This window comes from Caldimonas brevitalea (assembly GCF_001017435.1).
Taxonomy (GTDB): domain Bacteria; phylum Pseudomonadota; class Gammaproteobacteria; order Burkholderiales; family Burkholderiaceae_C; genus Caldimonas; species Caldimonas brevitalea.
Genome location: NZ_CP011371.1, coordinates 1,847,903 through 1,872,734, shown reverse-complemented (window position 1 = coordinate 1,872,734; position 24,832 = coordinate 1,847,903). Strand labels below are relative to the sequence as shown.

The window sequence follows — 24,832 nt, the reverse complement described above, 5'->3', positions numbered from 1 at the left end:
CCGCCGTCAGCGATGACAACCCCCGCGCAGCTGGAGCGGCTTGGTGAGCACCTGCGCAAGCTGCGACTGCTCAAAAGCGGCGAGCGGCTGGAGGCACTGCTGCAGCACGCTGCGGCCCAGGAACTGCCGTATGCCGAGTTCCTCGAGCAGGTGCTCGGCGAGGAGGTTGCGGCCAAGACGAGCAAGAACATCGCCATGCGCACGGCGATGGCCCGACTGCCCTTCGTCAAACCGCTCGAGACCTTCGAGTTCGACTACCAGCCCTCGATCGACCGCAAGCAGGTCCATACCCTGGCAAGTTGCCACTTCATCGAGCACGGCGACAACGTCATCGTGCTCGGCCCACCGGGCGTGGGCAAGACGCATCTGGCGGTCTCACTTGGGCTCAAGGCCATCGCCAACGGCTACAGGGTGCTGTTCACGACGGCGGCCAACTTGATCTCCGTGCTGACCAAGGCGCATGCCGAAGGCCGCCTTGAGGAGAAGCTCAAGGTCTACGCCACGCCTCGGTTGCTGATCATCGATGAGATCGGCTACCTGCCCATTGACCGGCTGGGTGCAAACCTGTTCTTCCAGCTGATCAGCCGCCGTTACGAGCGGGGGCCCATGATCCTGACCAGCAACCAGAGCTTCTCGGCGTGGGGTGACGTCTTCGGTGACCGGATCATCGCCACGGCCATCCTTGACCGGCTCCTGCACCACGCCGTCACGCTGAACATCCGAGGCAACTCCTACCGACTCAAGGACAAGCTGAAGGCCGGACTGATCAGGACCCAAGACAACGAGGGTTCACAACCGGGTGGGGAAATTTAGGTTGCCGCGGCTGGGGAAAGTTGAAATGCCCTTGACATGCCGCCCCAGGTCGACGCCGACACGCTGCGCGAGGTATTGCGTGCAGTGAGCGAGGCCCGCCGCTGATGCTCGACCTGCCGCCCAATACGCGCGTGTGGATCGCCTCCGGCCACACCGACATGCGCAAGGGCTTCGACGGCTTGGCCGCCCTGGTGCAGACCGCGTTGACCGACAACCCGTACTCCGGCCACGTGTTCGTCTTCCGCGGCAAGCGCGGCGACATGATCAAGGTGCTGTGGTTCGACGGCCAGGGCCTGCTGCTGTTGAGCAAACGCCTGGAGCGCGGCCGCTTCGTCTGGCCGCAGGCCACCTCGGGTGCTGTGTCGCTCACGCCAGCACAGCTGTCGATGCTGCTGGAGGGCATCGACTGGCGGATGCCCGCACGGACGTGGCAGCCCGAGATGGTGGTGTGACGTAACCGACAGTCAATCGGGTTGCGGGGGCAGTTCGCCGTTGGCACAGTACGGTGGTGGCCGCGATCTCCGTCGAAGACTACGAAGCGCTCAAGGATCGCCTCGCACAACGCGAGCGCGAGCTGCTGCTGGAGCGCTTGCTGGTGGAGAAGCTCAAGCTGGAGATCGCCCGGCTCAGGCGCGACAAGTTCGGCGCCAGCTCGGAGCGGCTGGAGCACATCGAGCAGCTGGAGCTGCTGGTCGAAGATCTCGAGACCCGCTGCAGCGCGCTGCCGGACGGCGAGGCGCAGAACAGGGCGCCGTCGGCACCCGCACACCATCCCCCTGCACGCAAGTCACTGCCGCCGCACCTGCCGCGCGAGACGGTCCGCCACGAGCCGGGCTGCAGCTGCAGCGAGTGCGGCGTAGAGCTGCGCTACGTCGGCGAGGACGTGGCCGAGGTGCTGGAGCTGGTGCCGCAGCGCTTCAAGGTCGTGCGGCATGTGCGGCCGAAGTACTCCTGCCCGCGGTGCCAGACCCTGGTCCAGATGCCGGCACCGAGTCGCCCGATCGCTCGCGGCCTGGCCGGCGTGAACCTGCTGGCACACGTGCTGGTCAGCAAGTTCGCTGACCACCTCCCCCTGTACCGTCAGAGCGAGATCTACGCCCGCGAGGGCGTGGAGCTGGAGCGCTCGACGTTGGCCGACTGGGTCGGCAGCGCCTCGCGCCTGCTGGAGCCGTTGATGGACGCGCTGCAGCAGTACGTACTCAGCGCCGAGAAGCTGCACGCCGACGACACCCCGGTGGCCGTGCTCGCGCCGGGCAAGGGACGCACGAAGACCGGGCGGCTGTGGGCCTACGTGCGGGACGAGCGACCGATGGGCAGCCAGGCGCCGCCGGCGGTGTGGTTCCAGTATTCGCCCGACCGCAAGGGCGAGCGGCCACAGGGACACCTGAAGCGCTTCAACGGCGTCCTGCAGGCCGACGGCTATGCGGGCTTCGAGGCGCTGTACGAGCAAGGCCGCGTGGTCGAGGCAGCCTGCTGGGCGCATGCGCGGCGCAAGTTCTTCGACCTACACCAGGCGACGAATTCGCCGCAGGCCCACGAGGCATTGCGGCGCATCGGCGAGCTGTATGAGGTCGAGCGGCACATTCGTGGCCGCCCGCCCGAGGAAAGGTGGCGCGTGCGGCAGGAGCATGCCGTGCCGAAGCTGCAGGCGCTGCGGGGATGGCTGGACGGAGTGCTGGCCGGCACCTCATCGAAGTCAGAACTCGCCCGGGCGATTCGCTACTCGCTGGGTCGCTGGCCTGCGCTGGTGCGCTACGCGCAGGACGGGCGGGTGGAGATCGATAACAACGCGGCCGAGCGCGAAATCCGCGCCGTGGCCCTAGGCAGGAAAAACTGGTTATTCGCCGGATCGGACGCGGGCGGTGAGCGCGCCGCAACGCTTTATAGTCTCATCGGAACGGCCAAACTGAACGGGCTGGATCCGCAGGCGTACCTCGCGCATGTGCTGGAACACATCGGCGAGCACCGCGTAGACCGTGTGGCGGAGTTGCTGCCGTGGAACGTCGCGAGCCTGCTGGACCGCGGCGCCGTCGAGGAACTGCAAGCGGCCTGATGTCAAGGCGTCAACGGCGACGCTCACCGAAATGAACACGACTCAACAGTTGCAGGCAGCCTTAAGACAGATCGTTGGCGCTACGGTGCGCGGTGCCTGCCTATTGATATGGCCTTCTGCGGAGGGGTTGGAGTCGGCCGACACGCAGCTGAATCTGTCTCTCATGCTCCCAGACGGTGTGCAGATGTCCGCAACGCTACGAACCAGTCCGGATGGACAGACGCCCGCCGTCGAGCTGGAAGATGCACCGACGGTGCAACCCTACGGTAGTTTGAGTGAACGTATCGCGGCATGGCGTCATGTTATGCCCTCTGATGACCAGCTGTCTCGCATGGAGGCATTTGATATCTCGTCGGGTAGCGACTTCCCTGCGGTAATGAATGCTACGGTGCAGGAGGTCGCACTGCTGTGCTACAGGGCGTCAGGGGCTCCAACCGGGATACGGCTCGCCTTCTCTTCTGGAGCCACTTTGTGGTCCGTCTCGGCGGATGATGGGAATCGCGTGTTTGCTCGACTGCCAGAACCTTGGTTTGACGAGGAGATCGAGCTGCAAATGGTCGTGTAGTTTCTGGGTGAGCTTACGATCAACGCGCCTTGACCGTACGCTCACTTTCCGCCTAGGAGAAGCATATGTGGAACAGGGCCGGAACGGGCTGCAATGGGCTGATTCCGCAGTGGATTCCGCAGTTGCTCTACTTCTGCGCCAACCTGTTCCCAGCCTTCTAACCGTCGTTCATCGGCGTCAAAAATGACGTGCCGCATGGCGTCGACAGGTGCGGCATTGAAGCCGGGGTTCAGCCAACCCTCTTTCCATCAATCCAGAGACCGGGCAATGTCTGCGTTCCGGTCCTTAACACGAATTCGCACCCCAGCAATCCACCATCAAAAACATAGCACGTGCCGATGTGCGTAGAGTTTTCGAATATATAGCATTCAAAAATATCGTCATCCTTGAACGACGAGGCAGAAGCTATCAGATCCTCTAGACCCACCGTTGCCTTCCCTAATGCCGTGGAGTTTTCGAGCCTTCTTTTGGCCTGGGCGAGCGCATAAGATGCCGTACAGGTCAGAGGGTTCGCCGGCTTGCCTCTTAGATCGTCCATTGAAAGAATGGCCTTCAATTGACCCAGCGAAGAGGTTTCAGGGATCTCATTTGCCAAACTTAGCAAATATTCAGCATCGGTAGTCATTTGCAACCCGCTCTTGGCACTTCGACGTCCGCCCTCGGTCCTTCCTGAAGCATTTCAACTAGAGTGACCCGCTCATCCGTTGTTGAAGTTGCTGAGCGAAGCAATCAGAGCGGCACCACAACTCGTCTTGTGCCCGTCGAAGGCGACTGGCACGCCATCGACCGTAAAGTTAGGGTCGCCCTCGACGATCACGCAGACGGAATGGCCTTTCTTCGGGCAGATGCATTTGTCGCCGAGTCGAGCGACTGGAATACCTTCGACGGTGTGATGGGTCGCCCCAACAGCGACAACCAAGCCGCCATGACTGGTGCGATCCCCTAGACGGATGACGTTCGGCATGTGGTTTCTTCCATTCGTCAGGCAGATATACGGGGTTTAACGGCCGCTCTTATTCACCGGTCTCGCGAGAGTTTTTCTTATTAAAGCTCTCCAAAGCATCGAGTGACCCATCCCAATTTGGTGGGGTCTGCATCGCCTTCCGCCTCTTCCTCACAATCGTGCAGCCAAGGAGTGTGTCCGCCCCTCCCGCAAATACACAGCGCGCCACAAACATTTCCGCATCAAACTCTTCCACTTTTACAACCTCTTCACCCGGCAATGAACTTAGACGGTGCAGCAATTCTGAGAACCCCCATTTCTCGATGCTTGCATCAGAGGTTGTCCTATCCTGTATACGAAGAGTCCCCAGAAGGCTACCCACGGAGGAGGTGTACGACGACCTAGCGGAAAGAGCGGGGTTGGTCACCAAGCTCTCCAATAGCGGAGCCCACGATTCACTCGGGTACGAGCTGCAGCCTTTGACTATCAATGGGATGTCGATCATGGCTTATGAACTCCCAGACCGCTACGCTTACCTTTAAGTAGCACCTCATCCTCCCCATAAACGTCGTCAGAGAACTCCCAAGACCAGCAATCGCCATCTTTCGGCGCTCCGAAGGGGGCGCTTAGCAGAATGCCTCCGGGGCCGTCTTTATTGGCATGCCATTCAGCGATGCTCTTCTGTCTTGACCAGGAGGTATATGGACTCCTTCCAGAGTGCCCCCCCTCATTGTGCTCCTGTGCCGAGGCGCCGCCTACTTCAAGCGCTGGAGTAGCAATGCCCCGACGAGCATCAGCGATTGCCGGATGCTTGGCCGGCACTCCCCGATATAAGTGACCCGACTCAGGACATGGACAGCACTTCGGCGCGGCATTGGCTTGAGCACGCCTCTGCTTCCTGCGTTGCGACGAGCTTCCACTTAAACCCAGGGGATCAACCCACTCTGTCGAATTCGGCGCATACGCGTGAACATTCATCCCCCCGAGCAGGCCGATGGGGTCGCGCGATACGAATCGTCCTGAATGCGGGTCGTAGTACCTGAACCGGTTGTAGTGCAACCCCGTTTCTTCATCAAAGTATTGCCCCTGGAACCGAATTGGATTGACGAAGCCGGCCTTCCTCGCCACTTCGCTGATCGCCTCTGTCGCTAGGCCCCACGCTTTGTACTGTGCTGCCCACGCGACCCTTCCCTCGTGATCCGTCAACTCCTGGGGCGTGCCCAGGTGATCGCACTGGTAGTAGACAAGCTCGTTCTGGCTGAAGGGCTGCACCTCCCGGTCGTCGAGTTCGCCGTTCCACAGTGGGTCCAGCTCCGATTCGTACTTGCCGTCGTTGGCCTGCATCATGGCCTTCACGTCGGTAGTTGGCGCTAGCTGGATTACCTCGGTTCTCCGGGCCTGCAGCAGCGGAACGAACCCGCCCGGCTCGTGGATGTAGTGGATCGTCTGCTCGTTTGCCCACTGGTTGCCCTCGGGCATGCGGCTCTCGAACCCCAAGGTGTCCCCATCCCAGCCGAAAACCACGTCTTCCCGCAGCGGCTCGCCCCCGTGTGGGTTGGGCCGCTCGCTTCGTTTAGCGAGGCGCCGACCCAGCGGGTCATAGGCAAACGTCGTCGAGCCCTCGGGCGTGGTCGCCTTCGTCATGCGGTTGAAGGCGTCCCAATCAAACTGCGAGCGCTGCCCGTAACGCACGCGCTCGACGAGGTTCCCGCGTTCGTCGTACCGGTAGGTGGTCCCGGCGTATTCCTTAAGGAGGTTATCGAGGACCTTGGGCAGCTTGGGCCGCTCCGTGGCGGTGGCCCGCTTTTCCCCCTGACCCTGCACCGGCACGATGTTGCCCGCCGGGTCGAAGGCAAAGAACTCCGGCCCGAGTACGCTGGTGGCCTGCAACAGCCGTCCCACCGGGTCGTAGCGGTACTCCAGCCGCCCCCGCCGGCTGTCCTCGATATGGTCGAGCTGTCCGGCCTGGTCGTAGCGGTAGCGCCGCGCGATGGTCGCTTGCGTGCCAACGCTAGCATGGGCATGCTTATAGGCGTCGTTGATGTCCACCGGCCGGCGTTGCTGGCTGTGCTGAACTTGCTGCTCCAGCACTCGACCCACCAAGTCGTACTTTTGGTGCTGCGCGAGCCCGTTTCCCTGCTGGCGGTACACCTCCCGGTGCAGCGCATCGCGCTCGAAGCCAAGCACGTCCTGCCCGTCCAGCACCAGCCCGTGGATGTGCCCCGAGCCGTAGGTCAGCCATTCGAGCGTGTGACCGTCCGGCCGCGTGGTGCCCACGCGCTGGTTCAGCTCGTTATAGCGGTGCCGCCACACGGCCGTTTTCCTCTCGGGAAAAAACGGACCCTGGTAGCCGTGGTGCTCGCGGACCAGGTTGCCGGCTGCGTCGTAGAACCATTGCAGCCGCGCGTGCTCGTTCCTGGCCTCGCCCATGCGCCCGCCGGGGTAGTACCCGAAGCTCTCGACCTGCTCGTCCTTGCCGGGAGCGGTCGCCTTGCGCTGCAGCAGCCGCCCCATCGGATCGAACTTCAGTTCGGTGGTGACACTGCCGTCGACCACGGCCTGCAGCACCCCGGTGTCCTCGGCGTAGCGGTATTCGGTCGTCTTGCCGTCAAAGCCGGTTTCTGCGAGTAGCCTTCCCACCGGGTCGTACTTGAAGCGGTACGGCTGGTCGTTCTCGTTGCGCAGCTCCACCAGTCGGCCCAGCGGGTCCCAGCGGTAACCCAAGCGCTGACCCAGCGCGTCGACGCGGTCGTGCACCAGGCCGGCGGCAGTGTAGCGGTAGGAGGTGCTGCGCTTAAGGGCGTCGGTGTGCGTGAGCAAGCGGCCTTCGGCATCGTGGCAGAACTGCTCTTCGGTCTCGTCCGGAGCGATCACCGCTTCCAGCTGGCCGGGGTGGTTGCCGTAGTCCTCGGGCTGCCAGGCGCGCTGCAGCGTTTCCTGCGTCAGCGGCGTGTAGCGGTACTTGGTTTCATTCCCGGCAGCGTCAGTCGTCTTCACCAGCCGGCCGCGTTCGTCGTAGCCCCACTCGGTGGTGCGGCCCGAGCAGTCGGTGTAGCGGGTCAGTTGGCCGGACGGGGTGTAGCCCAGCTTCTTGGTCCCACCTTTGGCGTCGGTGACCTTGATGACCCGGCCGCCCTGGTCGTAGGCGTATTCGGTCTTGTGGCCGAGCGGGTCGGTTTCTTCAGTGAGCCGGCCTTGCTGGTCATAGTCGCGCTTCCAGACGCCACCGTCCGGATCAAGGATACCGGTCAGACGGTGCCCCTTGTCGTACTCGAAGTGCACCCGGCTGCCGTCAGCGTGGGTGTGCTGGATGAGGTTACCGTGCTCGTCGTAGCGGAAGTGCTCCGTGGCCCCGTCCGGATTCACGTGGGTGGTGAGGTTCTTGGCGTCGTCGCGGTAGAACCATTCCTCACGCTTGTCAGGGTGGATGATCCGATAGGGGTAGCCCTTGATGTCGTAGTAGAACCAGGTCTCCCCGCCCATTGCATCGGTGATGTAGGTCAGGCGGATGTTCTCGTCCCACGCCAGTCGGGTGTCGTAGCTGCCGTCGTCGGCCCATTCGTGGATGGCTTTGGCGTCCGGTCCGGTGCCGTCGTAGGCCAGGTTCATGCCCCGGCCCGTGCGGTCGGTGTAGCGGGTGACGAGGTGGTGCTGGTACTGGTAGCGCCAGCTCGCGCCGTTCTCGTCGCGGGCATGCACCAGGTCGCCTTGGTCGTCGTATTCGTAGACGGCAAGCGCCCGCCCGAGTTGCCCGTCCTTGACCTCCCAGATGCCCAGGATGCAGCCCGTCCGAGCGTGGGCTTGCAGGGCGACTTCCGCGATGAGTTGTTCACCTTGCAGGCTCTCGATGGCGCTCAGCACCTGCTCGCCCGCATAGGGGCCTTCGCGCAGCGTGGCGCCGTAATGCAGGCGGATAGCCGCGCCGTGCAAGGCCGTGAGGCTGCTCAGCCGGAAGTGCTGGGTGCCGTAGGCTTCGGCCTTGCCGGGGCAGGTGTCGACCAGTTCGTAGGTCTCTCGCCACGGGCTGGGCTCGCCTTCGGGCAGCGGCTTGCCGGCGTCCAGGTACAGCAGGGTGGGGCTGATCCGTGTGAGGGTGCGTTCTTCAATGGGGTCGTGGTGCGTCTGGCCGACCTCGAGCCAGGGGTAGCGGTGACTGCGGCCGTCGGCGCCGTGGTAGACCATTGCGCGCTGGCGTCCCTTGCCTTGGACGTCGATGCGGACGGAATAGGGCGTCAGCCAGCGGGCGCCGAGGCTGCCCTGGTCGAACGCGCTGAGGTTGCTGCGGTAGGTGCGGCTCCACGCAATGGGCAGCGGCGCTTGCAGCACGAAGTCCGTGTGGGTGAAGCTCTCGGCGCCGGTGACGTAACTGATGGAGCCGTCCGTGGCGGCCTTGATCTCGCACGACTTGCACCGGCTCGGGTCGGTCTCTGCCTTGGCCTGCTTGTTGACGGCCTCGATCTTTCTGCCGTGGATTTCCTCGCGCACCTGAGTGCCCTTGTCGGCACTCATCATTGCACGCCGGGTTTTGCGACGGTTGGCGACAGCCTGCAGGATGCGCTGCAGCAGCCACATGATGCTGCGCTCGGCGTTGGGGTCGGCCAGCTGGGTCAGGCTCGCGCGGAAGCCGACCTTGGTCTGCTGCAGCGTGTCGATGAGGCCTTGCACCGTGGCCCGGGCCTTCTCGGGCAGCAGGTCGGCGGCTTGGGCTCCGATGAAGTTGCCGGCTTGCCGGTAGGCGTTGCCGTAGTGGGTCATGCCCACCTCGGCCGCGTGCTTGGCGTTGCGGCCCATCTGCTTGGCCGACTGCAGCATCTCCCCGAGCAAGGAGGTGGTCTTGGGGTCGTAGACGACCCGTGCGGGCGGCGGTGGCGGCGTGTTGAGCTTGAACAGCGGCTCTTTGCCGAGGCTGCGCTGGAGCACGCTGATGAGTGAGTCGGCGAACTTGTCGGCCCAGTCGGCACACTCCTTGAGCATGCTGTCGAGCTTGCCCGTCGCCTGGGTGATGAAGTTCTCCAGGGAGCCGCTGATGTGGTCGGCCAACTCCATCGTGAGGACTTCGACCACCGCCGCGCCGATGTCCTTGGCGCCGGCGGCAAAGCGGCTTCTGACGAGGTGCAGCGCAGGGCGCAAACTCATGCGCACGGCGCCCAACGTGGGCACGATGCCGATGATGTTGATGCCCAGCGACACCCACAGGAAGAAGTCGGCGCTCTTCTTCTTGAGGTAGCTTTCGACGATGTGCACCACGTCCATCACGGCACTGGCCAACGCCATGATGCTGCTGAGCACGGGCAGGCTGCCGGCGACCGTGGTCAGGCGGTCGAGCGTGATGTAGTTGTCGGTCTTCTTGCGCAGCCAGGCGTCGAAGGCGTTGGCGCTGGCCTGCAGGTCTTCGGGGGCGATGGTGTTGAGCGGAGCAACGGCCGTCTGCGGCTCAGGCTTGGACGCCTGCCCTCCCTGGGGCGGTGTGGTGGGCTCGGTCATGTTGTTCTGTCGCGCCGTCAAACGGCGTATTCCCTAAAGTCTTCGGGTGGCGCAGAGGACGGCTGAGCTTGGAGCGCGGAGGGCATGTCGTCGGCGAATCCCGGCGGCAACGCGCCCGTTGCCTTCTCTGCGATAACAGGCATGGCCTCGGCCTGGGCGAGTTGCATCGCCGGCTGGGCCAGCGCCTTCACACCGCCTTGCTGGACTGCGTGCACGGTGCCGGCCACCTGCTGTGCCGTGGATGCGGCAGCAGCCATCTTGCTCACCGTGCCACCAGCGCCTGAGGTCGCAGTAGCGGCGCTGGTGAGCGATGTCGCGCCGGCCGCACTGCGCTGCGCTGCAGAGGCTGTTTGGGCACCCCGCGAGCCGGCGAACGGCGAGACCGCGGCCGGCATCGCGCTCGCGGCGGGCGGCTGAGGCGGCCAGTTGAACTTGCCGAACTGGCTGCCTTCGTCCCAGGTGTCGCTCGGGTCCTTGCCGTAGACGACGTCCACGACGCCCATCGGCACGCTGGAGACCGCATTGAAGCCCTTGCCATCGAGTGCGCCGGCGCGGCTGGCGGCTTCGGAGTCGATCACGCTGAACTCGCCCTGCTTGACGCCTTGCACCCGCTCGCCGGTGGAGCGCACGTATTCGTGGAAGAGTTCGAGGTTGCCCTTGGGCAGCTGGATGGCTTGCGGCAGGCTCGGTGTCCCCATGCTGGCCGGGCCGGTGTGCGAGAAGCTGGACGCCTGCACCCGCCAGGGGCCGCTCGTGCCGTGCACGATGCCCGAACCGCTCCAGCGGCTGTAGCTGCCGCCGCCGTTGATCAACACCTCTTCCTTGGCGCTGATGGTGATGCGGTTGGCCGTGTGGGTGATGTTGAGTTTGGCCAGCAGGTTGATGCTCTCTTTGAGCGCCGTGATGTCGATGTTGGCGCTCGCCGCTACCAACTTCATGCCGGCCTTGTAGGCGAACAGCCGCACGGCGTCCTTGACGCTCGCGAGCAAACTCTTGCCGGCGCTGATGCTCGTGTGCCCGCCACTCGTGAGAGCCGTGTGCTGGGCACTGACGACGTGGGTCGACCCCTGCGTAGTGGTCTGGATGCCGGCCGGGCTCGCCAAGGTCAGGTGCGGCGCATGGAACTCGGGGAACTCGCCGTCTTGTGGGTTGCCGCCCTGGCCTTTGATGTCAGCGGTCTGCGCCTGCAGCGCCTTGACGACCTCGTCCTGGTCGCCCGCCTGGTGGGCTTGGGCTTCCTTCGCGACGTCCGAGAGACTGTGGTGCAGGTCCTGGCCCTGCGTCAGCCGCTCCACCGTCTCGCCCAGGTCAGTGATGTGCGCGCGAGAGTTCAGCCGTTCCTCGGTGGTGACGAGCAGGCCTTGTCCGGCGCGGACGGCACCGTGGCCATCGGTCCTAAGCTCAAAGCCCTGGCCGCGCGCCTCCTGGCGGCCCGCGGTGGTCTCGATGCGGGTGATGTGGCCCAGGCTCAGCTGGCTGCTTTGGTGGTCGCTGCGAGCCTGGACCTGGATCTTTTGGTCGGTGTCGTCCAGCAGCAGATGCTGGCTGCGCCCGCCCGGGCTGTTGCCGCCGTCGGCCGTCAGTTCGCGGCTGCGAAACCCCGTCAGCGCCTTTTGCTCCGGCAGCTTCCAGGGTGGCATGTAGGCCTGGTTATGCACGCAGCCCGTGACAATGGGGTGGTCAGGGTTCCCGTCGAGAAATTGGATCACCGCTTCCGAACCAACGCGGGGGTGGCTGATGAGTCCGTTTTCGCCACCGGCCCAGTTGGTCGCCACGCGCACCCAGCAGCTGCCGCTGTTGTCGCGATCCCAGTGGAACTGCACCTGGATGCGCCCGTATTCGTCCACGTGCAGGCTGCCGACGCCTTCGGGGCCGACGACGATGGCAGACTGCGGCACCTGGATCAAGGTTGTCTTGCTGTTGAACCCTCGACCCGGCCGCCAGGGGACGGCCTTGCTTTGGCAGCGGAAGGTGTTCTTGTACTCGGCAACCGCGTCGTCGCCCTGCAGGTAGTTGTTGCGGGCCTCGTGCTCGACGTCGATGATTAGGAACTCGGCGCCTTCGCCGCTGTAGGCGAAGTGGTCAGTGAGCTTGAACCAGCGGCCGGGCATCACGCGGGCGCAGTTGCCCTGGGCTTCGTACACCTTGCCGCGCGCTTCGATCTCTTCCATGCGCTGCCGTGCCAACTGCTCGGCGCCGGCACGGTGCTTGAATCCGTAGTGGCCTTCGTAGCTATGGACTTCGAGCGGGGGGATGTCGCCTTGCTGGTTGACCGTGGGAATCCCGACGTGCACGGGCCGCGGGTCCTTAAAATCGAAGCCGCTGATCGCCGAGTGGCCGGAGGCCCATTGGCGCCGCGGGCTCCACTGGGCGATGGCGTCCTCGTCCTCGGCGCCGCTGTTGCTGTGGAAACGAATCTCGGGCGCCGCGCCCTCGATGGGGTCGGCGGTGCGGGTGTCGTCATACACCACCCACTTCTCGCCCTTGTCGCTGTACTCGTAGCCGGTCACGTACCCGGCGGCTTCCAGCCTGCGATGGATGTAGTTGTGGTCTGTCTCGTCCCACATGGTGCACATCGTGAACTCGGGCTGCTCGCCGGTGACCTTCCATTCCCACACCGGCAGCGGCCCGTAGTCGGCCAGCAGCGTCTGCACCTGCTGCTGCAACGTCTGCTTGTGGAACAGGCGGTTGTTCTTCCTCAGCTTGAGGAAGGACAGCCAAGGCACCAGCACGGCCTCGTAGAAGGCAATGCCGCCGTCCGTCTTGATGTGACGGAAGGTGTGAACCCGGCCGGTGAAGTGGCGCAGGCCGCCGTCGGCGCGCACCAGCGACACGCACAGCAGCTTGCCCTGCAGGTCTTCAAGCGCAATGTTCGCTTCGTCGCTTAGGAGTTCGACCGTGAAGCAGTAGTCGAGCGACAGGGACTCGACCGCGTGCAGGCGCTCGACCAGCAGTTCGGCGTTCGGCGCATCGCCGTTGGGAAAGGTCAGCAGCAGCAGGCGCGCGTGCTGGCGCCCTTCGATGAGGGCTCTCAGTCGACTCATGGCGTGGTGTTCATCCTGTGGGTCGAAGCTCCGTGCAAGTCGGGCTCGACAAAGCCGGCCGCAGCGACGCGCGTCCGCCATCCGGCGACGTCTTTCAGCTGCAGCGGGAACGGCCGGCGCAATCGCGTCAGGCGGCCAGACAGAAGTAATGCGGCGTCGGAATCGCCGTGGTCCACCGGTATCCCTCCCTGAAAACGGCAACGTCCTGCTGGGTTGCCATCCCTGCTCTACTTCTCGTGCGCCGCAGTGTAGCCAGCAGCAACGAACTTTCCGCGGCTCTCCCTCGTCTAAGGGGCTGCCCGGTGGTTAACGCTTGTAAATAAGGCAGAGTCGCCAGGCGAGAAGTCCGGTCCAACACCACGGGGAGCCGCGCCCCTAGTCAGCAGCTGCCCCCTGTGCCCTGCCCGTCTTTTCGCGTAGCTCCCCATCAATGCGGCGGATCTTCTCAAACCCGTCCCGTTTGCGCTCCTCGAACTCCTCCAGGCCGCGTGCCGCGGCGCGCTAGCTGGCGCCCGTCGGCCCGGAGGCCCCGGCGAATCTCGGCGATCTTGCCTCGCGCGTCGATCGCCAGATTGCGCTGGACCTAGCGAGGAACACATGCGGGGCGCCCTCCTTCCGCAGCAGCCAGCGCGTTAGACTTTGCTACACCGCGTCGTAGAAAGGCCGTCAACAGTGCTCAGGTATCAAGAAATCTTTGTTCCGGGCGGCTTTCCCCGCCACACCTACAACCCTCGACTTGCGCTCGGTCTGGAGGAACGCATTCGGGAAGTGACGGAGAACTTGTGCAAGCTCGTCACTGTTACCGGTCAGACAAAATCGGGAAAGACCGTTCTCGTTCGCAAGGTGCTCCCCATCGAAAACTCCGTCTGGATTGATGGAGGCGGCGCTGCCTCCGAAGAGGAGTTTTGGCAACTGGTGGTTGAACGGCTTAGCCTCTTTCAAGAAATCGAGGCGGAATCCTCTTCTGAGGCCAAGAGCGGCCTTCAAGGCAAGGGAACTGCCGAAGCCAATTTTTTAGTAGCAAAGGGCTCAGGAGAAATCGGAGCCTCAACGGAACGTGGGACCGGAGAAGCCACCCGAAAGACGCGCAGTGTCTCCGCCCGTGTAGCCGCTCTGGTCGGTTTGCGCCAGGCAAAACTTCCTCTCGTTATAGACGATTTCCACTACCTGTCCAAAGAGCTTCAGGGAAATTTAATTCGGACACTCAAACCATTAATTTTTGACGGCGTGCCGGTAGTGGTAATTGCGATCCCACACCGACGATATGACGCGGTTAAGGTAGAGCGAGAGATGGCAGGGCGCATCTCTGGAATTACCGTCCCCGCCTGGTCCGAACCCGAACTCTCCTACATTCCGACCACCGGCTTCAATCTCCTCGGACATACGGCAGATCCTGGAGACGTCAGCAAACTTGCTGCTCAATCGATTGGCAGCCCGCACCTTATGCAGGATTTTTGCAGAGGTATTTCGAAAGCCGTGGGTCTCGTCGAAACAAAGCCCAGCAAACGGCTGCACGTCGACGATCGCTTGGCTGAACAGGTATTCAAGGACGTGGCGGACACCATAGGCAGGCCAATTTTTGAGAAACTTGCTAGAGGGCCAAGGCAGCGTAGTGACAGAATCCCGCGCAAACTCAAAGACGGGCGGGAGGTAGACATCTATGAGCTGGTACTTCACGCGCTTGCAAGCATGCAGCCTGGGCTTGTAAGCCTTGAGTACGAGGATCTTCGTACCGCTATCAAAGAAGTATCAAGCTCGCAAATTCCGCAGCTACACGAGGTCGCGCGTGTCCTTAAACATATGGCTACCATTGCGTCCACTGACCAAAGCTCCACTCCCGTGATCGACTTCGAAGAGGATGAGAAAAAACTCCACATCACCGATCCATTTTTCGCGTTCTATCTTCGCTGGGGCGACCTTGTGAAATAAGGCTGCGACAGGATTTCTTCGCTCCACCCTGATTTCCGGTATGGAACCTGGATGTGTCGCCAGCCGGGCGAGTCGTAGGAAAACGCGATCGCGTCAAATGAGCTGGGGTTAGGCACTCGGGCCGTCAGATGCCCTGCGAATGTGCCCGTCGCCGCGTTTAGGGCACCGGAGAACACCGCATTGCCTTGGGCGTCTAGCTGCATTTGCGTCGTGTGTTGACCATCGCGCTCATGGCTGGCTGCGATCCATACTGTCGGTCGCTTCACGGCACAGCCACTCGCCGCAGACGATGCGGAAGCACTACGCGAGGTGGATTCCAGACGCGGATCGTGGACGCAACCCGGCGGCGGTAAACGCGGCCGTGAGAGGCCGTTCGAATGACGCTACACGGGGTAGCGCGACTCGCTAAATAGCGGATTCCGCGGTTGGCGTGGTGCCTAAACAAAAAACCCGTTGCGATGCAACGGGTTGAGTGGAGCGGGTGAAGGGAATCGAACCCTCGTATGAAGCTTGGGAAGCTGCCGTTCTACCATTGAACTACACCCGCGTGGGGCCGTAGTGTAGCGTGAAGCGCCGCCGCCCGTCGAGCCCGGCCCGGCTTGTCGCCCTGCCCCGGGCGCGCCGACAATGGCGCCCCACCCGCCCTTAGGAACCCCGTGAGCACGGCCCGCTTTCTGCCAAAGTCTTTGCAGCCGACCGACGAACAGCTGGCGATCCAAACCGCCACCGCCAACACGCTCGTCGTCGAGGCCAACGCCGGCGCGGCCAAGACGACCACGCTGGCCTTGCGCATCGCCGAGAGCTGGCAGCGCGGCATCGCGCCGGACCGCATGCTCGGGCTGACCTACACCGAGCCCGCCGTGCAGGCCTTGCGCGCCGCGCTCAAGAAGCTCGGCATGCCGGCACCGGTCGTGCAGCGCCTGCGCATCGAGACCTTCGAAGCGTTTTGTGCCAACGTGCTGCGCGGCCTCGAGGGCCCGGGCGTGCTGCAGCTCGAATCGGCCGAGGCGCTGAAACCGCAGGTGTGGGAGGCGATCCTCGGCGTCGAGGAGCACCCCGGCCCGCACCGCGACGCCTTGCAATTGCCCGCACGGGGCGACCACGGTGCGGTGGAGGCGTTTCTGCGCGAGAGCCTGCAGCTGAAGGGCACGATGCAGCTCGCGCTCGACGAAGAACACGAGGGGCCGATGACGCCCGAGCGGGCCCTGGCACTCGACCGCGACTACACGCTGCTGCGCATCTATGCACAGTACGAGAACGTGGTGCGACGCGGCGGCCACCCCGACCGGCCGGTGTTCCGCGGACCGTTCGACGCCACCTACGACCTGGCCCGGCTGATCCACGCCGGCGAGCCGGTCGAAGGCACCCCGGGCTGGCCGACCGAGCTGCGGGTGCTGGTGGTCGACGAGATGCACGACCTCAACCAGGCGATGTTTTTCGTGCTGTGCGAGTTGCTCGACACCAACCGCGCGTGCTACTTCTGCGGCGCCGGCGACCACGACCAGGTGATCCACCAGGTGGCGGGCGCCGACGTTAGATTCATGCAGGACGAACTGGCCCTGCGCACCCACCACCGCAGCGTCACCCGCTTGCCGCTCAGCGCCAGCTTCCGCTTCGGGTCGGCGTTGGCCTCCAAGGCCGGGCGCTTCGCCCGCAAGCGGTATGCCTCGGCCAGTGCGCATGAAACGCGCGTGCGGCTGGGCCACTACGACGACGCCGACGAATGTGTCGAGCAAGTCCTGCAGGCGGCCACCGAGTGGCGCGAAAGCGAGGGGGAACGCCGCATGTCGGAGTTCGCCGTGCTGCTGCGCCATCCGCACCAATCGGTGTTGCTCGAGAACAAGCTGCTCGAGGCCGACCTGGCCTACGCCACGCGCGGCTTCGAGAGTTATCTGCTGCGTCCCGAGATCCTGCTGGTGCGGGGGCTGCTGGCGGTGGCCACCGACAACTTCGCGAGCATCGACAGCCCCGACACCCGCAAGCGTATCGTCGAGGCCTTCGTGTTCTTCTGCGACGTCCGCATCGTCGCCGACGACCAGCCCGAGCAGTCGCAAGACCGCCTGGTGCAAGAGGCCGTCAACGCGGTGGTCGAAGACCCGGGCATCCTGCGGCTGTTCTTCGAGAACCAGGTGCTGAAAAACGCCGACCCCTACGTGCGCCGGCGCCTGTCAGCCGCCGTCGAGGCCGCACGCAAGGCGCCGGCCGACACCCTGCTGCAGGACTTCCTGCAGGCGCTCGACATCCCGGCACTGGCCGCCTCGGTGTTCGTCGAACAGCCACGGCGTCGTGAAGCCCTCGGGCACGTGGAGGGGCTGACGCGCCTGGCAGCCGGCCACCGCAGTGCGGCGGCGTTCTTCCAGATGCTCAACCAATCCGAGTTGCGGCAGCAGCAGCGTAAAGCCTCCGAACACCTGGTGCTGGGCAGCATCGAAGCCGCCAAGGGCCTGGAATACGACCAGGTGCTGCTGCCCTGGCTGGAGCGCGGGCTGCTCCCGGCGACCGGGGCGGCCGAACGCGACGAAGCCAACTTGTTTTACGTCGGCATGACCCGGGCCCGCCGCTGCCTGACGCTGCTGGCCCACCGCGAGCGGCCCAGCCCCTACCTCGCACAACTCAAGTGAGCTCGAGTGAACTCAAGTGAGCCGCCAGCCGCGGCACAATGCGACCCCATGTCCGCCCCGATGCCTAGCCCCGATACACCGCCCCCGCCCGCCGACGACTCTGCCGTCCCGGCCGGCGTCGAACACCCGCGCACCATCCGCAGCTACGTGATGCGTGCGGGCCGCACCACCGAGGGACAGGCGCGCGCCTTGGCCGATCTCGGCCCGCGCTACATCCTGCCCTACCAGGCCGCGCCGCTGGACGTGGCCGCCGCCTTCGGCCGCACCGCCCCCACCGTGTTCGAGATCGGCTTCGGGATGGGCGAAGCCACCGCTCACATCGCCTCGGTACGCCCGGGCGACAACTTCATCGGTTGCGAGGTGCACGAGCCGGGCGTGGGCGCGCTGCTCAAGCGCATCGGCGAGCAAGGGCTGACCAACCTTCGCATCGTGCGCCACGACGCGGTCGAAGCGCTCGAACAGATGATCACGCCCGGCTCGCTGGCCGGCGTGCATGTGTTCTTCCCGGACCCGTGGCACAAGAAGCGCCACCACAAGCGAAGGCTGATCCAGCCGCCCTTCGTGGCGTTGCTGGCGTCGCGCCTCGCGCCCGGCGGGTATCTGCACTGCGCGACCGACTGGGAGCCGTATGCCCAGCAGATGTTGGAGGTGCTGTCGGCCGAACCGGCCCTGCGCAACACCGCCGAGGGCTACGCGCCCAAACCCGATTACCGCCCGCTGACCAAGTTCGAGAACCGCGGCCTCAAGCTGGGCCACGGCGTCTGGGACCTGGTGTTCGTCAAGCGCTGAGCGCACGGCACGGGGCCTCGGCCCCCTGCCCGTTCAGGCGTGCCACGTGACCCAGCCGGTCTTGGCCGTCACCAGCACCACGATGCCGAACACGATGCGATACCACGCGAACAGCGTGAAGTCGTGCGTCGACACATAGCGGATCAGCCAGCGGATGCACAGCAAGGCGCTGAAGAAGGCAAACACCAGCCCGACCGCGAACATCGGCAGATCGGCCACGCTCAACAGCTCGCGCTGCTTGTAGAGCAAATAAACGCCCGCTCCCACCAGCGTGGGGATGCCGAGGAAAAAGCTGAACTCGGTGGCCGCCTTGCGCGAGAAGCCGAACACCATCGAGCCGATGATGGTGGCGCCCGAGCGGCTGGTGCCGGGCAGCAGCGCCAAACATTGCACCAGGCCGACCTTGAGCGCGTCGAGTGCCGTCATGTCGTCGACGGTCTCGACGCGGGCAACCCGCCCGCCCTCCAGGTCGCGGTCGCCGTAATGGCGACGGTGGCGCCGCTCCACCCACAGGATGATGAAGCCGCCGACGACGAAGGCGGTGGCCACCGGCACCGGATGGAACAGATGTTCCTTGATCAACGAGCCGAACACCAGGGCCAGCAGCACCGCCGGAACGAACGCGATCAACACGTTGAGCGCAAACCGCTGTGCGATCGGGTCGTACGTGATGCCGGCGACCGTGTTGCGCAGGCGTTCGCGGTATTCCCACATGACGGCGATCATCGCGCCGGTCTGGATGGCGATCTCGAACACCTTCACGACATCGCCGGTCATGTTGAGCAGCGAGGACGCGAGGATCAAATGGCCGGTGGATGAAATCGGCAGGAACTCGGTGAGTCCCTCGACGATGCCCATCACCGCGGCCTTCAACAGTACAACAATGTCCACCGAACCCAGCCCTCTGTAGCAAAACGCCGCCGATGATAACGACGCGCCGCCGGGAAGCTGTGTGGCTTCGCAACCGCCCCGGACCGGAGCTCCCTAAGGTGAGGGCGCAGTGCCCATCAATGCACGCGCCTGGGCGATTCCCCGCCGGGCCACTTCGGCACCCTCCGATGCCGCTGGCTCCCCGGCGAGCAAACGCTCCCAATGGCCAATCGCCACCGCATAACGCTGCTGCCGGAACTCGGCAATCGCGGCGAGCGCCAGGCTCTTCGGATGGTCCGGCGCCAGCTTCAGCGCGCGTTCCAACAGTTGGCGCGGCTCCCCCTCGAGGCTGCCGCCCTGCACAGTCGCGAGCACATCGGCCAGGTCGGCCAGCAGCTGCGGTTCGTCGGGTGCCAGCCGCACGGTTTCGCGGTAGGCCGCGGCCGCGTCGGGCCAGCGCTGCATCGCCTGGTAGGAGCGCGCGAGCATGAACCAGCCCTGCAGGTCGTCCGGCTGCGACTTCAGCCGTTGCGCCAAGGTCTCCACGGCGCTCGCCATGTCGGCCTCGTTGAGACGGTGTGCGGGCGGCTGAGCGGCGGCCTCCAGCGTGCGCGGCGCGCCCAGCTGCAAATACAGAAAGGCGGTCGCCAGCGGGATGCCGACCGCCAGCACCCAACCCGCCGGCCGCACCCAGCCCGACGCACCGGAGTGCCCCGCGCCCCGTTGCGCGCCCAACGGCCACCAGAGCGCCAGCACGGTGAGCAGCGTCAAGCCGCCTGCGGCGACCCAGAAGGCGGCGAGTGGCCCACTCATGGCCGGCTCTCCGGCGCCACGGCCGCGTCTTCAACGGTCGTGCCCGCGCTCGCCCGCCGGCGCACCCGCCATGCGAGCACGGCCACCGCGGCCCCGAGCATCGCGAACGGGCCGATCCACAGCAGCAGCGTGTGGCCCCCCAGGCGCGGCTCGTACAGCACGAACTCGCCATAGCGGCTCACCATGTAGTCGCGCACCTCCTGATCGCTATGTCCCGCCTCGAGTTGGCGGCGGATCTCCTGCCGCAGGTCGGCCGCCAGCTCGGCGTTGGAATCGGCCAGGCTCTGGTTTTGGCACACGGGGCACCTCAGCTCGGCGGCCAGGGCTTGCAGCCGCGCTTCGTCGGGGGCGGCAGCCAGTGCCCACGACATGCACAGCAGGCTGGTCAGGCTCAGCAGAAAGGCTTTCATCGCTTCAAGCTCGTCAACAGCGGCAACAGCTCGCGCTCGATCAACTCCCGCGTCAGCGGCCCGGCATGCCGGTACCGCACCACGCCCTGGCCATCGATGACGAAGGTCTCGGGCACGCCGTAGACGCCCAGGTCCATGCCGATGCGGCCTTCGGCATCGACCACCGAGCTGCGGTAGGGGTCGCCGGAGCGCTGCAGCCAGGCCTGGGCGGCGTCCCGGCTGTCCTTGTAGTTCAGCCCGTAGAGCGGCACGTCGCGCCGCGCCAGGTCGAGCAGCGGCTCGTGTTCTTCGCGGCAGGCGGCACACCATGAGGCCCACACGTTCAGCACCCACGGCGCGCCCCGCAACGACGCTGGCGAGAGCGTTTGTTGCGGTGCCGACAGCAGCGGCGCAGCGAAGGCCGGCACGGGGCGTCCGATCAGCGCCGACGGCAGCGCCCGCGGGTTTTGCCGCAGCCCGAACACGAACAGCACCAGCAACCCGAGCAGCCCGAGCAGCGGCACCGCATAACGCCACTTCATCGCGGCTCTCCCGAGGCCACCGACAAGCCAGGCGCGGGCTGTAGCGCCGGCGCGGTGGTCGCGAGACGGTAACGGCGATCACAGGCGGCCAGCAGGCCGCCGGCCGACATCATCAGAAAGCCGGCCCAGACCCACCAGATCATCGGCTTGTACTGCAGCCGCAGGCCCCACGACTGCGGCCCGGTGCGGTCGCCCATCGCGACATAGATGTCGCGCCAAAGGGTGCCGTGGATCGCGGGGGTCGACACGGTCATGTCCTGCGCGCGATAGGTGCGGCTTTCGGGCTTCAGCACCGCCGTCACCTCACCCTCGCGCAGCACGCTCAGTTGCGCCCGCACGCCGCCATGGTTGTGGGCCTCGAAGGGCTCGAGCGCGTCCAGGCGCAGCACGTAGTCGCCCACCGGCGCGCTGTCGCCCACCGCCAGCGGGACCTCGCGCTCGATCTGGAAGCCACGCACCACCGTCACGCCGAGGATGAACACGCCGACGCCGATGTGGGCCAGCTGCATGCCCCAGTAAGCACGTGAGCGTGGCACGCTGCCACGCCGCAGCCACCCCGTCATCGACGACGCCAGCACCCACGCAGCGAGGAAGAAGCCGACCCCGATCAAGGCCCCGCCGCGCCCGACCAGCGCCGCGACCAACGCGGCGCTCACGCTGGCGACGAACGCCCAGCGCAGCCGCCGGGCGAGCGCGGGCAGCGGCGCCTTCTGCCACTGCGCCAGCGGCCCCACGCCCATCAGGAACACCGCGGGCGCGAGCAAGGGCACCAGCACCGCCTCGAAGTACGGTGCGCCCACCGAGATCTTGCCGGCACCCAAGGCATCGAGCGCCATCGGGTACAAGGTGGCGAGCAGCACCGAGGCCGTCGCGACCGAGAACAGCAGTGTGTTGGACAGCAGCAGCGACTCGCGCGACACCGGCGCGAACGGCCGGCCGCCGCCGATGGCATGCGCCCGGCCCGCGTACAGCATCAGCGCGCCGCCCAGGCAAGCGGCCAACAGCGCCAGGATGAACAGGCCGCGGCGCGGGTCGGTCGCAAACGCATGCACCGACGTGATGGCCCCCGAGCGCACGATGAAGGTGCCGATCAGGCTCAGCCCGAAGCAGGCGATCGCCAGCAGCAACACCCAGCGCTTGAAGTGCTCGCGCGTCTCGGCGGCGCACACCGCGTGCAGCAGTGCCAGGCCGGCCAGCCACGGCAGCAAGGACGCGTTTTCGACCGGGTCCCAGAACCACCAGCCGCCCCAGCCCAGCACCCGGTAAGCCCAGCTGCTGCCGAGCACGATGCCGAGCGTCAGGGCCGCCCAGGCCAACAGCACCCAGGGCCGCAGCCAGCGCAGCCAGGCCGGCGGCAGCCGGCCTGACCACAACGCGGCGACCGCGAACGCGAAGGGCACTGCGAACCCGACATAGCCCAGATAGAGCGCCGGCGGATGGAACACCATGCCCGGGTCCTGCAGCAAGGCGTTGAGGTCGCGCCCGTCCAGCGGCGGCGGCATCAAGCGCAAAAACGGGTTGGAACTCAGCAGCACGAACAACAGCAGCCCGGTCGAGATGGCCCCCAGCACACCGAGCACGCGCACCGCCATGACATCCGGCAGGCCCACGGCGCGCCAGGCGACCACGGCCGTCCAACCGGCCAGGGTTACGAGCCACAGCAGCATCGATCCTTCATGGCTGCCCCACAAGGCCGCCATGCGGTAGGTGAGCGGCAAGGTCGAGTGGCTGTGCGCCGCCACATAGCGCACCGAAAAGTCGTTGACGACAAAACTCCAGGTCAGCGATGCCGCGGCGGCCAGGCACAGGCCGAACAACAGGGCCGCACCGCGCCGCTGCACCGACAGTGCGAGCGCGGCGTCCCGCTCCGCGCCCAGCAGCGGCAGCAGCGCCGCGGTCGCCGCGACGCACAGGGCGAGGATGAGGGCGTAGTGGCCGAGTTCCGCGATCATTGCGGGCGCACCCAGGCCGGCCGTTCTGCAGCGCCGCCGCCGGTGCCCGGCGGCGCGTAGTTCTCGTCGTGTTTGGCCAGCACCTCACGCGCGTGGAAGACACCGTCGGCGCCGAGGCGCCCGGCGGCCACCACGCCCTTGTCCTCCCGGAACAGGTCGGGCAGCAGCCCCTGGTAGACCACCGGCAGGCGGTGCTGTGCATCGGCGACGACAAAACGCACCCGCAAGCTGCCCGGCTCCCGCTGCACCGAACCACGCTCGACCAGGCCGCCGAGCCGGAACTGCGGGTGATCCGCGAGCCCGCGCGCTTTCACGTCGCTGGGCGTGTAGAAGAACACGAGGTTGTCGCGCAGGGCGAACACCACCAGGGACACGCCGCCCGCCAGCAGGCCGACGACCGCCAGGAACAACAGCAAGCGCCGCTGGGCACCTCGGGTCATGTACGGTCCTCCACCGTCTCGCGGCGCAGCTCGCGCACGCGGCGGGCGCGCCGCCACAAGCCGATCGCCTCGGCTGCCACCAGCGCCAGCGCCGCGCCATAGGCCCCCCACACATAGGGCCCCTGCCCGCCCATATGCCAGAACAGGCTCCAGTCGATGTTCATGGATGGCTTCCTTTCTGTACGGCTGCAGCGGCGGGCACGGCCACCGGGGACGTTGCCGCTCGCACGGCGCTCACCGTGTCCGCGTCCCGTTCCGCAATCAGGCAACGCACGCGCACCAGCGCGGCGGCCACGGCATGAGACCAGCACGCCAGCGTCATCGTCAGCAACGCAGCCAGCATCACCGGCGCCACCCGGGCGCCCTCCGATGGCGACAAACTGGCGCCCTGGTGCAAGGTGTTCCACCACACCACCGAGAAGTAGATGATGGGCAGGTTGACGATGCCGACCACGGCCAGCAGGCCGGCCGCACGCTCGCCGCGTTCCCGGTCGTCGAAGGCATCCTGCAAGGCCAGAAAGCCGAGGTACAGGCACAGCAACATCAGCTGCGAACTCAGCCGTGCATCCCACACCCACCACGTGCCCCAGGTCGGCTTGCCCCAGACGGCACCGCTGAGCAGCGCCAGCACGCAGTACAGCGTGCCGGTCGGCGCCAGCGCGCGGGCCATCATGGTGGACAAACGGGTGTGCAACACCAGACCCAGCCCGGCGTACACGGCCATCACGAAGTAGATGAACATCGACATCCAGGCCGCCGGCACGTGCAGGTACAGCAGGCGGTAGACCTCGCCCTGCTGGGCATCGGTCGGCGCGACGAGAAACGCCAGATAGAGGCCCACCGCGGCGAACCCGATGGCGGCGACGGCGAATATCGGCCACCAGCGCCCGGCGAGCGGCGCGAACACGGCCGGTGAGGCGTAACGCCAGAGTGTCTTCATTCGGCGTTCATCCTGAGAGCGGCGCCGACCCCCCACGGGCCGAGCGCCAGGGCAAACAACGTCGCCGCGGCCAGCAGCAGCATTGCCCCATTGGATATTCCCTGCGCGGCACCAATCCCGAACAACAGCACCGGCACCCCCCATGGCACGACAAGCAGGGCCAGCAACAGGCCACCGGCGCGGGCCCCGAGCGTGAGCGCCGCGCCCAGGGCCGACAGCACGCACAACGCGGGCAAGCCGAGCAGCAGCGACACGGCCAGGCGGGCCCACTGTTCGAACGACAGGTCGTAGAACAACGCCACCAAGGGCGACGCACCGAGCAGCGGCGCGCCGACCGTCACGAAGTGGGCGCACAGCAGGCCGCCTACCGCGAGGCCGGTGCCGCCCGGCGCGAGCAGCAGCTGGTCGAGCACGCCGTTGGCCGCGTCGTCGGTGAACAGCCGCAGGCTGCCGAGCGTCGTGGCGAGCAGGGCCGCGATCCAGGTGGCCGCCGGTGCCAGCCCCGAACGTGCCTCGGACATCAGCGCCAGCGGGAACAGCGCCGCGACGATCAGGAAAAAGGCCAGCGAGGCGGCGCTGTCGACCCGCCGCCGCCAGGCCAGACGCACGCCGCGACCGAACATCAGTGCGAGAGGCCCCAGCAGG

General features: G+C 65.8%; 19 protein-coding genes and 1 tRNA gene. 6 read left to right on the top strand and 14 right to left on the bottom strand.

The window, feature by feature from the left end; all coding sequences use genetic code 11:
- Positions 1-30 precede the first annotated feature (30 nt).
- From istB to tnpC, 3 genes are all read left to right on the top strand, one after another.
- A complete protein-coding gene (gene istB, locus AAW51_RS08235; protein WP_417903612.1) occupies positions 31-813 on the top strand; it encodes an IS21-like element helper ATPase IstB in 783 nt (260 codons plus the stop codon).
- Between the two features lie 104 nt (positions 814-917).
- Positions 918-1,265, top strand: coding sequence for an IS66 family insertion sequence element accessory protein TnpB (gene tnpB, locus AAW51_RS08230; protein ID WP_047193272.1), 348 nt, complete (start codon positions 918-920; stop codon positions 1,263-1,265).
- Positions 1,266-1,321: 56 nt separating this feature from the next.
- On the top strand, positions 1,322-2,866 hold the full coding sequence (gene tnpC / locus AAW51_RS08225) for an IS66 family transposase (RefSeq protein WP_053014003.1): 1,545 nt from the start codon (positions 1,322-1,324) through the stop codon (positions 2,864-2,866).
- Between the two features lie 794 nt (positions 2,867-3,660).
- Here the strand turns inward: tnpC and AAW51_RS29780 are convergent.
- The 4 genes from AAW51_RS29780 to AAW51_RS08205 form a co-directional block, all read right to left on the bottom strand.
- Positions 3,661-4,056 carry a hypothetical protein gene (locus AAW51_RS29780; RefSeq protein ID WP_157359672.1) on the bottom strand — a complete coding sequence of 132 codons (396 nt, stop codon included), beginning with the start codon at positions 4,054-4,056 and terminating at the stop codon, positions 3,661-3,663.
- Between the two features lie 72 nt (positions 4,057-4,128).
- A complete protein-coding gene (locus AAW51_RS29000; RefSeq protein ID WP_083438170.1) occupies positions 4,129-4,395 on the bottom strand; it encodes a PAAR domain-containing protein in 267 nt (88 codons plus the stop codon).
- Between the two features lie 480 nt (positions 4,396-4,875).
- Complete coding sequence (locus AAW51_RS08210; RefSeq protein ID WP_157359670.1) at positions 4,876-9,858, bottom strand: RHS repeat-associated core domain-containing protein; 4,983 nt, start codon at positions 9,856-9,858, stop codon at positions 4,876-4,878.
- A gap of 17 nt (positions 9,859-9,875) precedes the next feature.
- Positions 9,876-12,902, bottom strand: a complete 3,027-nt coding sequence (locus AAW51_RS08205; protein ID WP_083438169.1) for a type VI secretion system Vgr family protein — start codon at positions 12,900-12,902, stop codon at positions 9,876-9,878.
- 672 nt (positions 12,903-13,574) lie between these two features.
- Here AAW51_RS08205 and AAW51_RS08200 point away from each other — a divergent pair.
- Positions 13,575-14,831 carry a P-loop NTPase family protein gene (locus AAW51_RS08200; protein WP_047194212.1) on the top strand — a complete coding sequence of 419 codons (1,257 nt, stop codon included), beginning with the start codon at positions 13,575-13,577 and terminating at the stop codon, positions 14,829-14,831.
- Between the two features lie 473 nt (positions 14,832-15,304).
- Here the strand turns inward: AAW51_RS08200 and AAW51_RS08195 are convergent.
- Positions 15,305-15,378, bottom strand: a tRNA-Gly gene (locus AAW51_RS08195).
- 109 nt (positions 15,379-15,487) lie between these two features.
- On the opposite strand from AAW51_RS08195, the gene AAW51_RS08190 reads away from it, so the two are divergent.
- On the top strand, positions 15,488-17,452 hold the full coding sequence (locus tag AAW51_RS08190; protein WP_169787994.1) for a UvrD-helicase domain-containing protein: 1,965 nt from the start codon (positions 15,488-15,490) through the stop codon (positions 17,450-17,452).
- A 48-nt stretch (positions 17,453-17,500) separates the two neighbouring features.
- Positions 17,501-18,241, top strand: coding sequence for a tRNA (guanosine(46)-N7)-methyltransferase TrmB (gene trmB, locus AAW51_RS08185; protein ID WP_047194210.1), 741 nt, complete (start codon positions 17,501-17,503; stop codon positions 18,239-18,241).
- Positions 18,242-18,274: 33 nt separating this feature from the next.
- Here trmB and AAW51_RS08180 read toward each other — a convergent pair whose 3' ends face one another.
- The 9 genes from AAW51_RS08180 to AAW51_RS08145 all read right to left on the bottom strand — a co-directional run bounded on the left by AAW51_RS08180 (position 18,275) and on the right by AAW51_RS08145 (position 24,810).
- Entirely contained in the window at positions 18,275-19,132 is an 858-nt protein-coding gene (locus tag AAW51_RS08180; RefSeq protein WP_047197566.1) for an undecaprenyl-diphosphate phosphatase, read from the bottom strand.
- Between the two features lie 93 nt (positions 19,133-19,225).
- Complete coding sequence (locus AAW51_RS08175) at positions 19,226-19,924, bottom strand: tetratricopeptide repeat protein (protein ID WP_053013427.1); 699 nt, start codon at positions 19,922-19,924, stop codon at positions 19,226-19,228.
- A complete protein-coding gene (locus AAW51_RS31105) occupies positions 19,921-20,334 on the bottom strand; it encodes a cytochrome c-type biogenesis protein (protein WP_047194209.1) in 414 nt (137 codons plus the stop codon). Before AAW51_RS31105 ends, AAW51_RS08175 begins: the two co-directional genes overlap by 4 nt.
- Positions 20,331-20,855, bottom strand: a complete 525-nt coding sequence (locus AAW51_RS08165; RefSeq protein ID WP_047194208.1) for a DsbE family thiol:disulfide interchange protein — start codon at positions 20,853-20,855, stop codon at positions 20,331-20,333. Before AAW51_RS08165 ends, AAW51_RS31105 begins: the two co-directional genes overlap by 4 nt.
- Positions 20,852-22,807 (bottom strand): heme lyase CcmF/NrfE family subunit, encoded by a 1,956-nt coding sequence (locus tag AAW51_RS08160; RefSeq protein ID WP_047194207.1) that lies wholly within the window; start codon positions 22,805-22,807, stop codon positions 20,852-20,854. The genes AAW51_RS08165 and AAW51_RS08160 overlap by 4 nt, the downstream gene beginning before the upstream one ends.
- Positions 22,804-23,247, bottom strand: coding sequence for a cytochrome c maturation protein CcmE (gene ccmE, locus AAW51_RS08155; protein ID WP_047194206.1), 444 nt, complete (start codon positions 23,245-23,247; stop codon positions 22,804-22,806). Before ccmE ends, AAW51_RS08160 begins: the two co-directional genes overlap by 4 nt.
- A complete protein-coding gene (ccmD, locus tag AAW51_RS28995) occupies positions 23,244-23,411 on the bottom strand; it encodes a heme exporter protein CcmD (protein ID WP_083438167.1) in 168 nt (55 codons plus the stop codon). Before ccmD ends, ccmE begins: the two co-directional genes overlap by 4 nt.
- Complete coding sequence (gene ccmC / locus AAW51_RS08150) at positions 23,408-24,187, bottom strand: heme ABC transporter permease CcmC (RefSeq protein ID WP_053013426.1); 780 nt, start codon at positions 24,185-24,187, stop codon at positions 23,408-23,410. The genes ccmD and ccmC overlap by 4 nt, the downstream gene beginning before the upstream one ends.
- Positions 24,184-24,810, bottom strand: coding sequence for a heme exporter protein CcmB (locus AAW51_RS08145; protein WP_047194205.1), 627 nt, complete (start codon positions 24,808-24,810; stop codon positions 24,184-24,186). The genes ccmC and AAW51_RS08145 overlap by 4 nt, the downstream gene beginning before the upstream one ends.
- Positions 24,811-24,832: the final 22 nt, after the last annotated feature.

Coding starts and splice junctions, on each gene's coding strand:
- tnpB (WP_047193272.1), top strand. CDS start 918: ATGCTCGACCTGCCGCCCAATACGCGCGTGTGGATCGCCTCCGGCCAC.
- AAW51_RS29780 (WP_157359672.1), bottom strand. CDS start 4,056: ATGACTACCGATGCTGAATATTTGCTAAGTTTGGCAAATGAGATCCCT.
- AAW51_RS29000 (WP_083438170.1), bottom strand. CDS start 4,395: ATGCCGAACGTCATCCGTCTAGGGGATCGCACCAGTCATGGCGGCTTG.
- AAW51_RS08210 (WP_157359670.1), bottom strand. CDS start 9,858: ATGACCGAGCCCACCACACCGCCCCAGGGAGGGCAGGCGTCCAAGCCT.
- AAW51_RS08205 (WP_083438169.1), bottom strand. CDS start 12,902: ATGAGTCGACTGAGAGCCCTCATCGAAGGGCGCCAGCACGCGCGCCTG.
- trmB (WP_047194210.1), top strand. CDS start 17,501: ATGTCCGCCCCGATGCCTAGCCCCGATACACCGCCCCCGCCCGCCGAC.
- AAW51_RS08175 (WP_053013427.1), bottom strand. CDS start 19,924: ATGAGTGGGCCACTCGCCGCCTTCTGGGTCGCCGCAGGCGGCTTGACG.
- AAW51_RS31105 (WP_047194209.1), bottom strand. CDS start 20,334: ATGAAAGCCTTTCTGCTGAGCCTGACCAGCCTGCTGTGCATGTCGTGG.
- AAW51_RS08165 (WP_047194208.1), bottom strand. CDS start 20,855: ATGAAGTGGCGTTATGCGGTGCCGCTGCTCGGGCTGCTCGGGTTGCTG.
- AAW51_RS08160 (WP_047194207.1), bottom strand. CDS start 22,807: ATGATCGCGGAACTCGGCCACTACGCCCTCATCCTCGCCCTGTGCGTC.
- ccmE (WP_047194206.1), bottom strand. CDS start 23,247: ATGACCCGAGGTGCCCAGCGGCGCTTGCTGTTGTTCCTGGCGGTCGTC.
- ccmD (WP_083438167.1), bottom strand. CDS start 23,411: ATGAACATCGACTGGAGCCTGTTCTGGCATATGGGCGGGCAGGGGCCC.
- ccmC (WP_053013426.1), bottom strand. CDS start 24,187: ATGAAGACACTCTGGCGTTACGCCTCACCGGCCGTGTTCGCGCCGCTC.
- AAW51_RS08145 (WP_047194205.1), bottom strand. CDS start 24,810: ATGTTCGGTCGCGGCGTGCGTCTGGCCTGGCGGCGGCGGGTCGACAGC.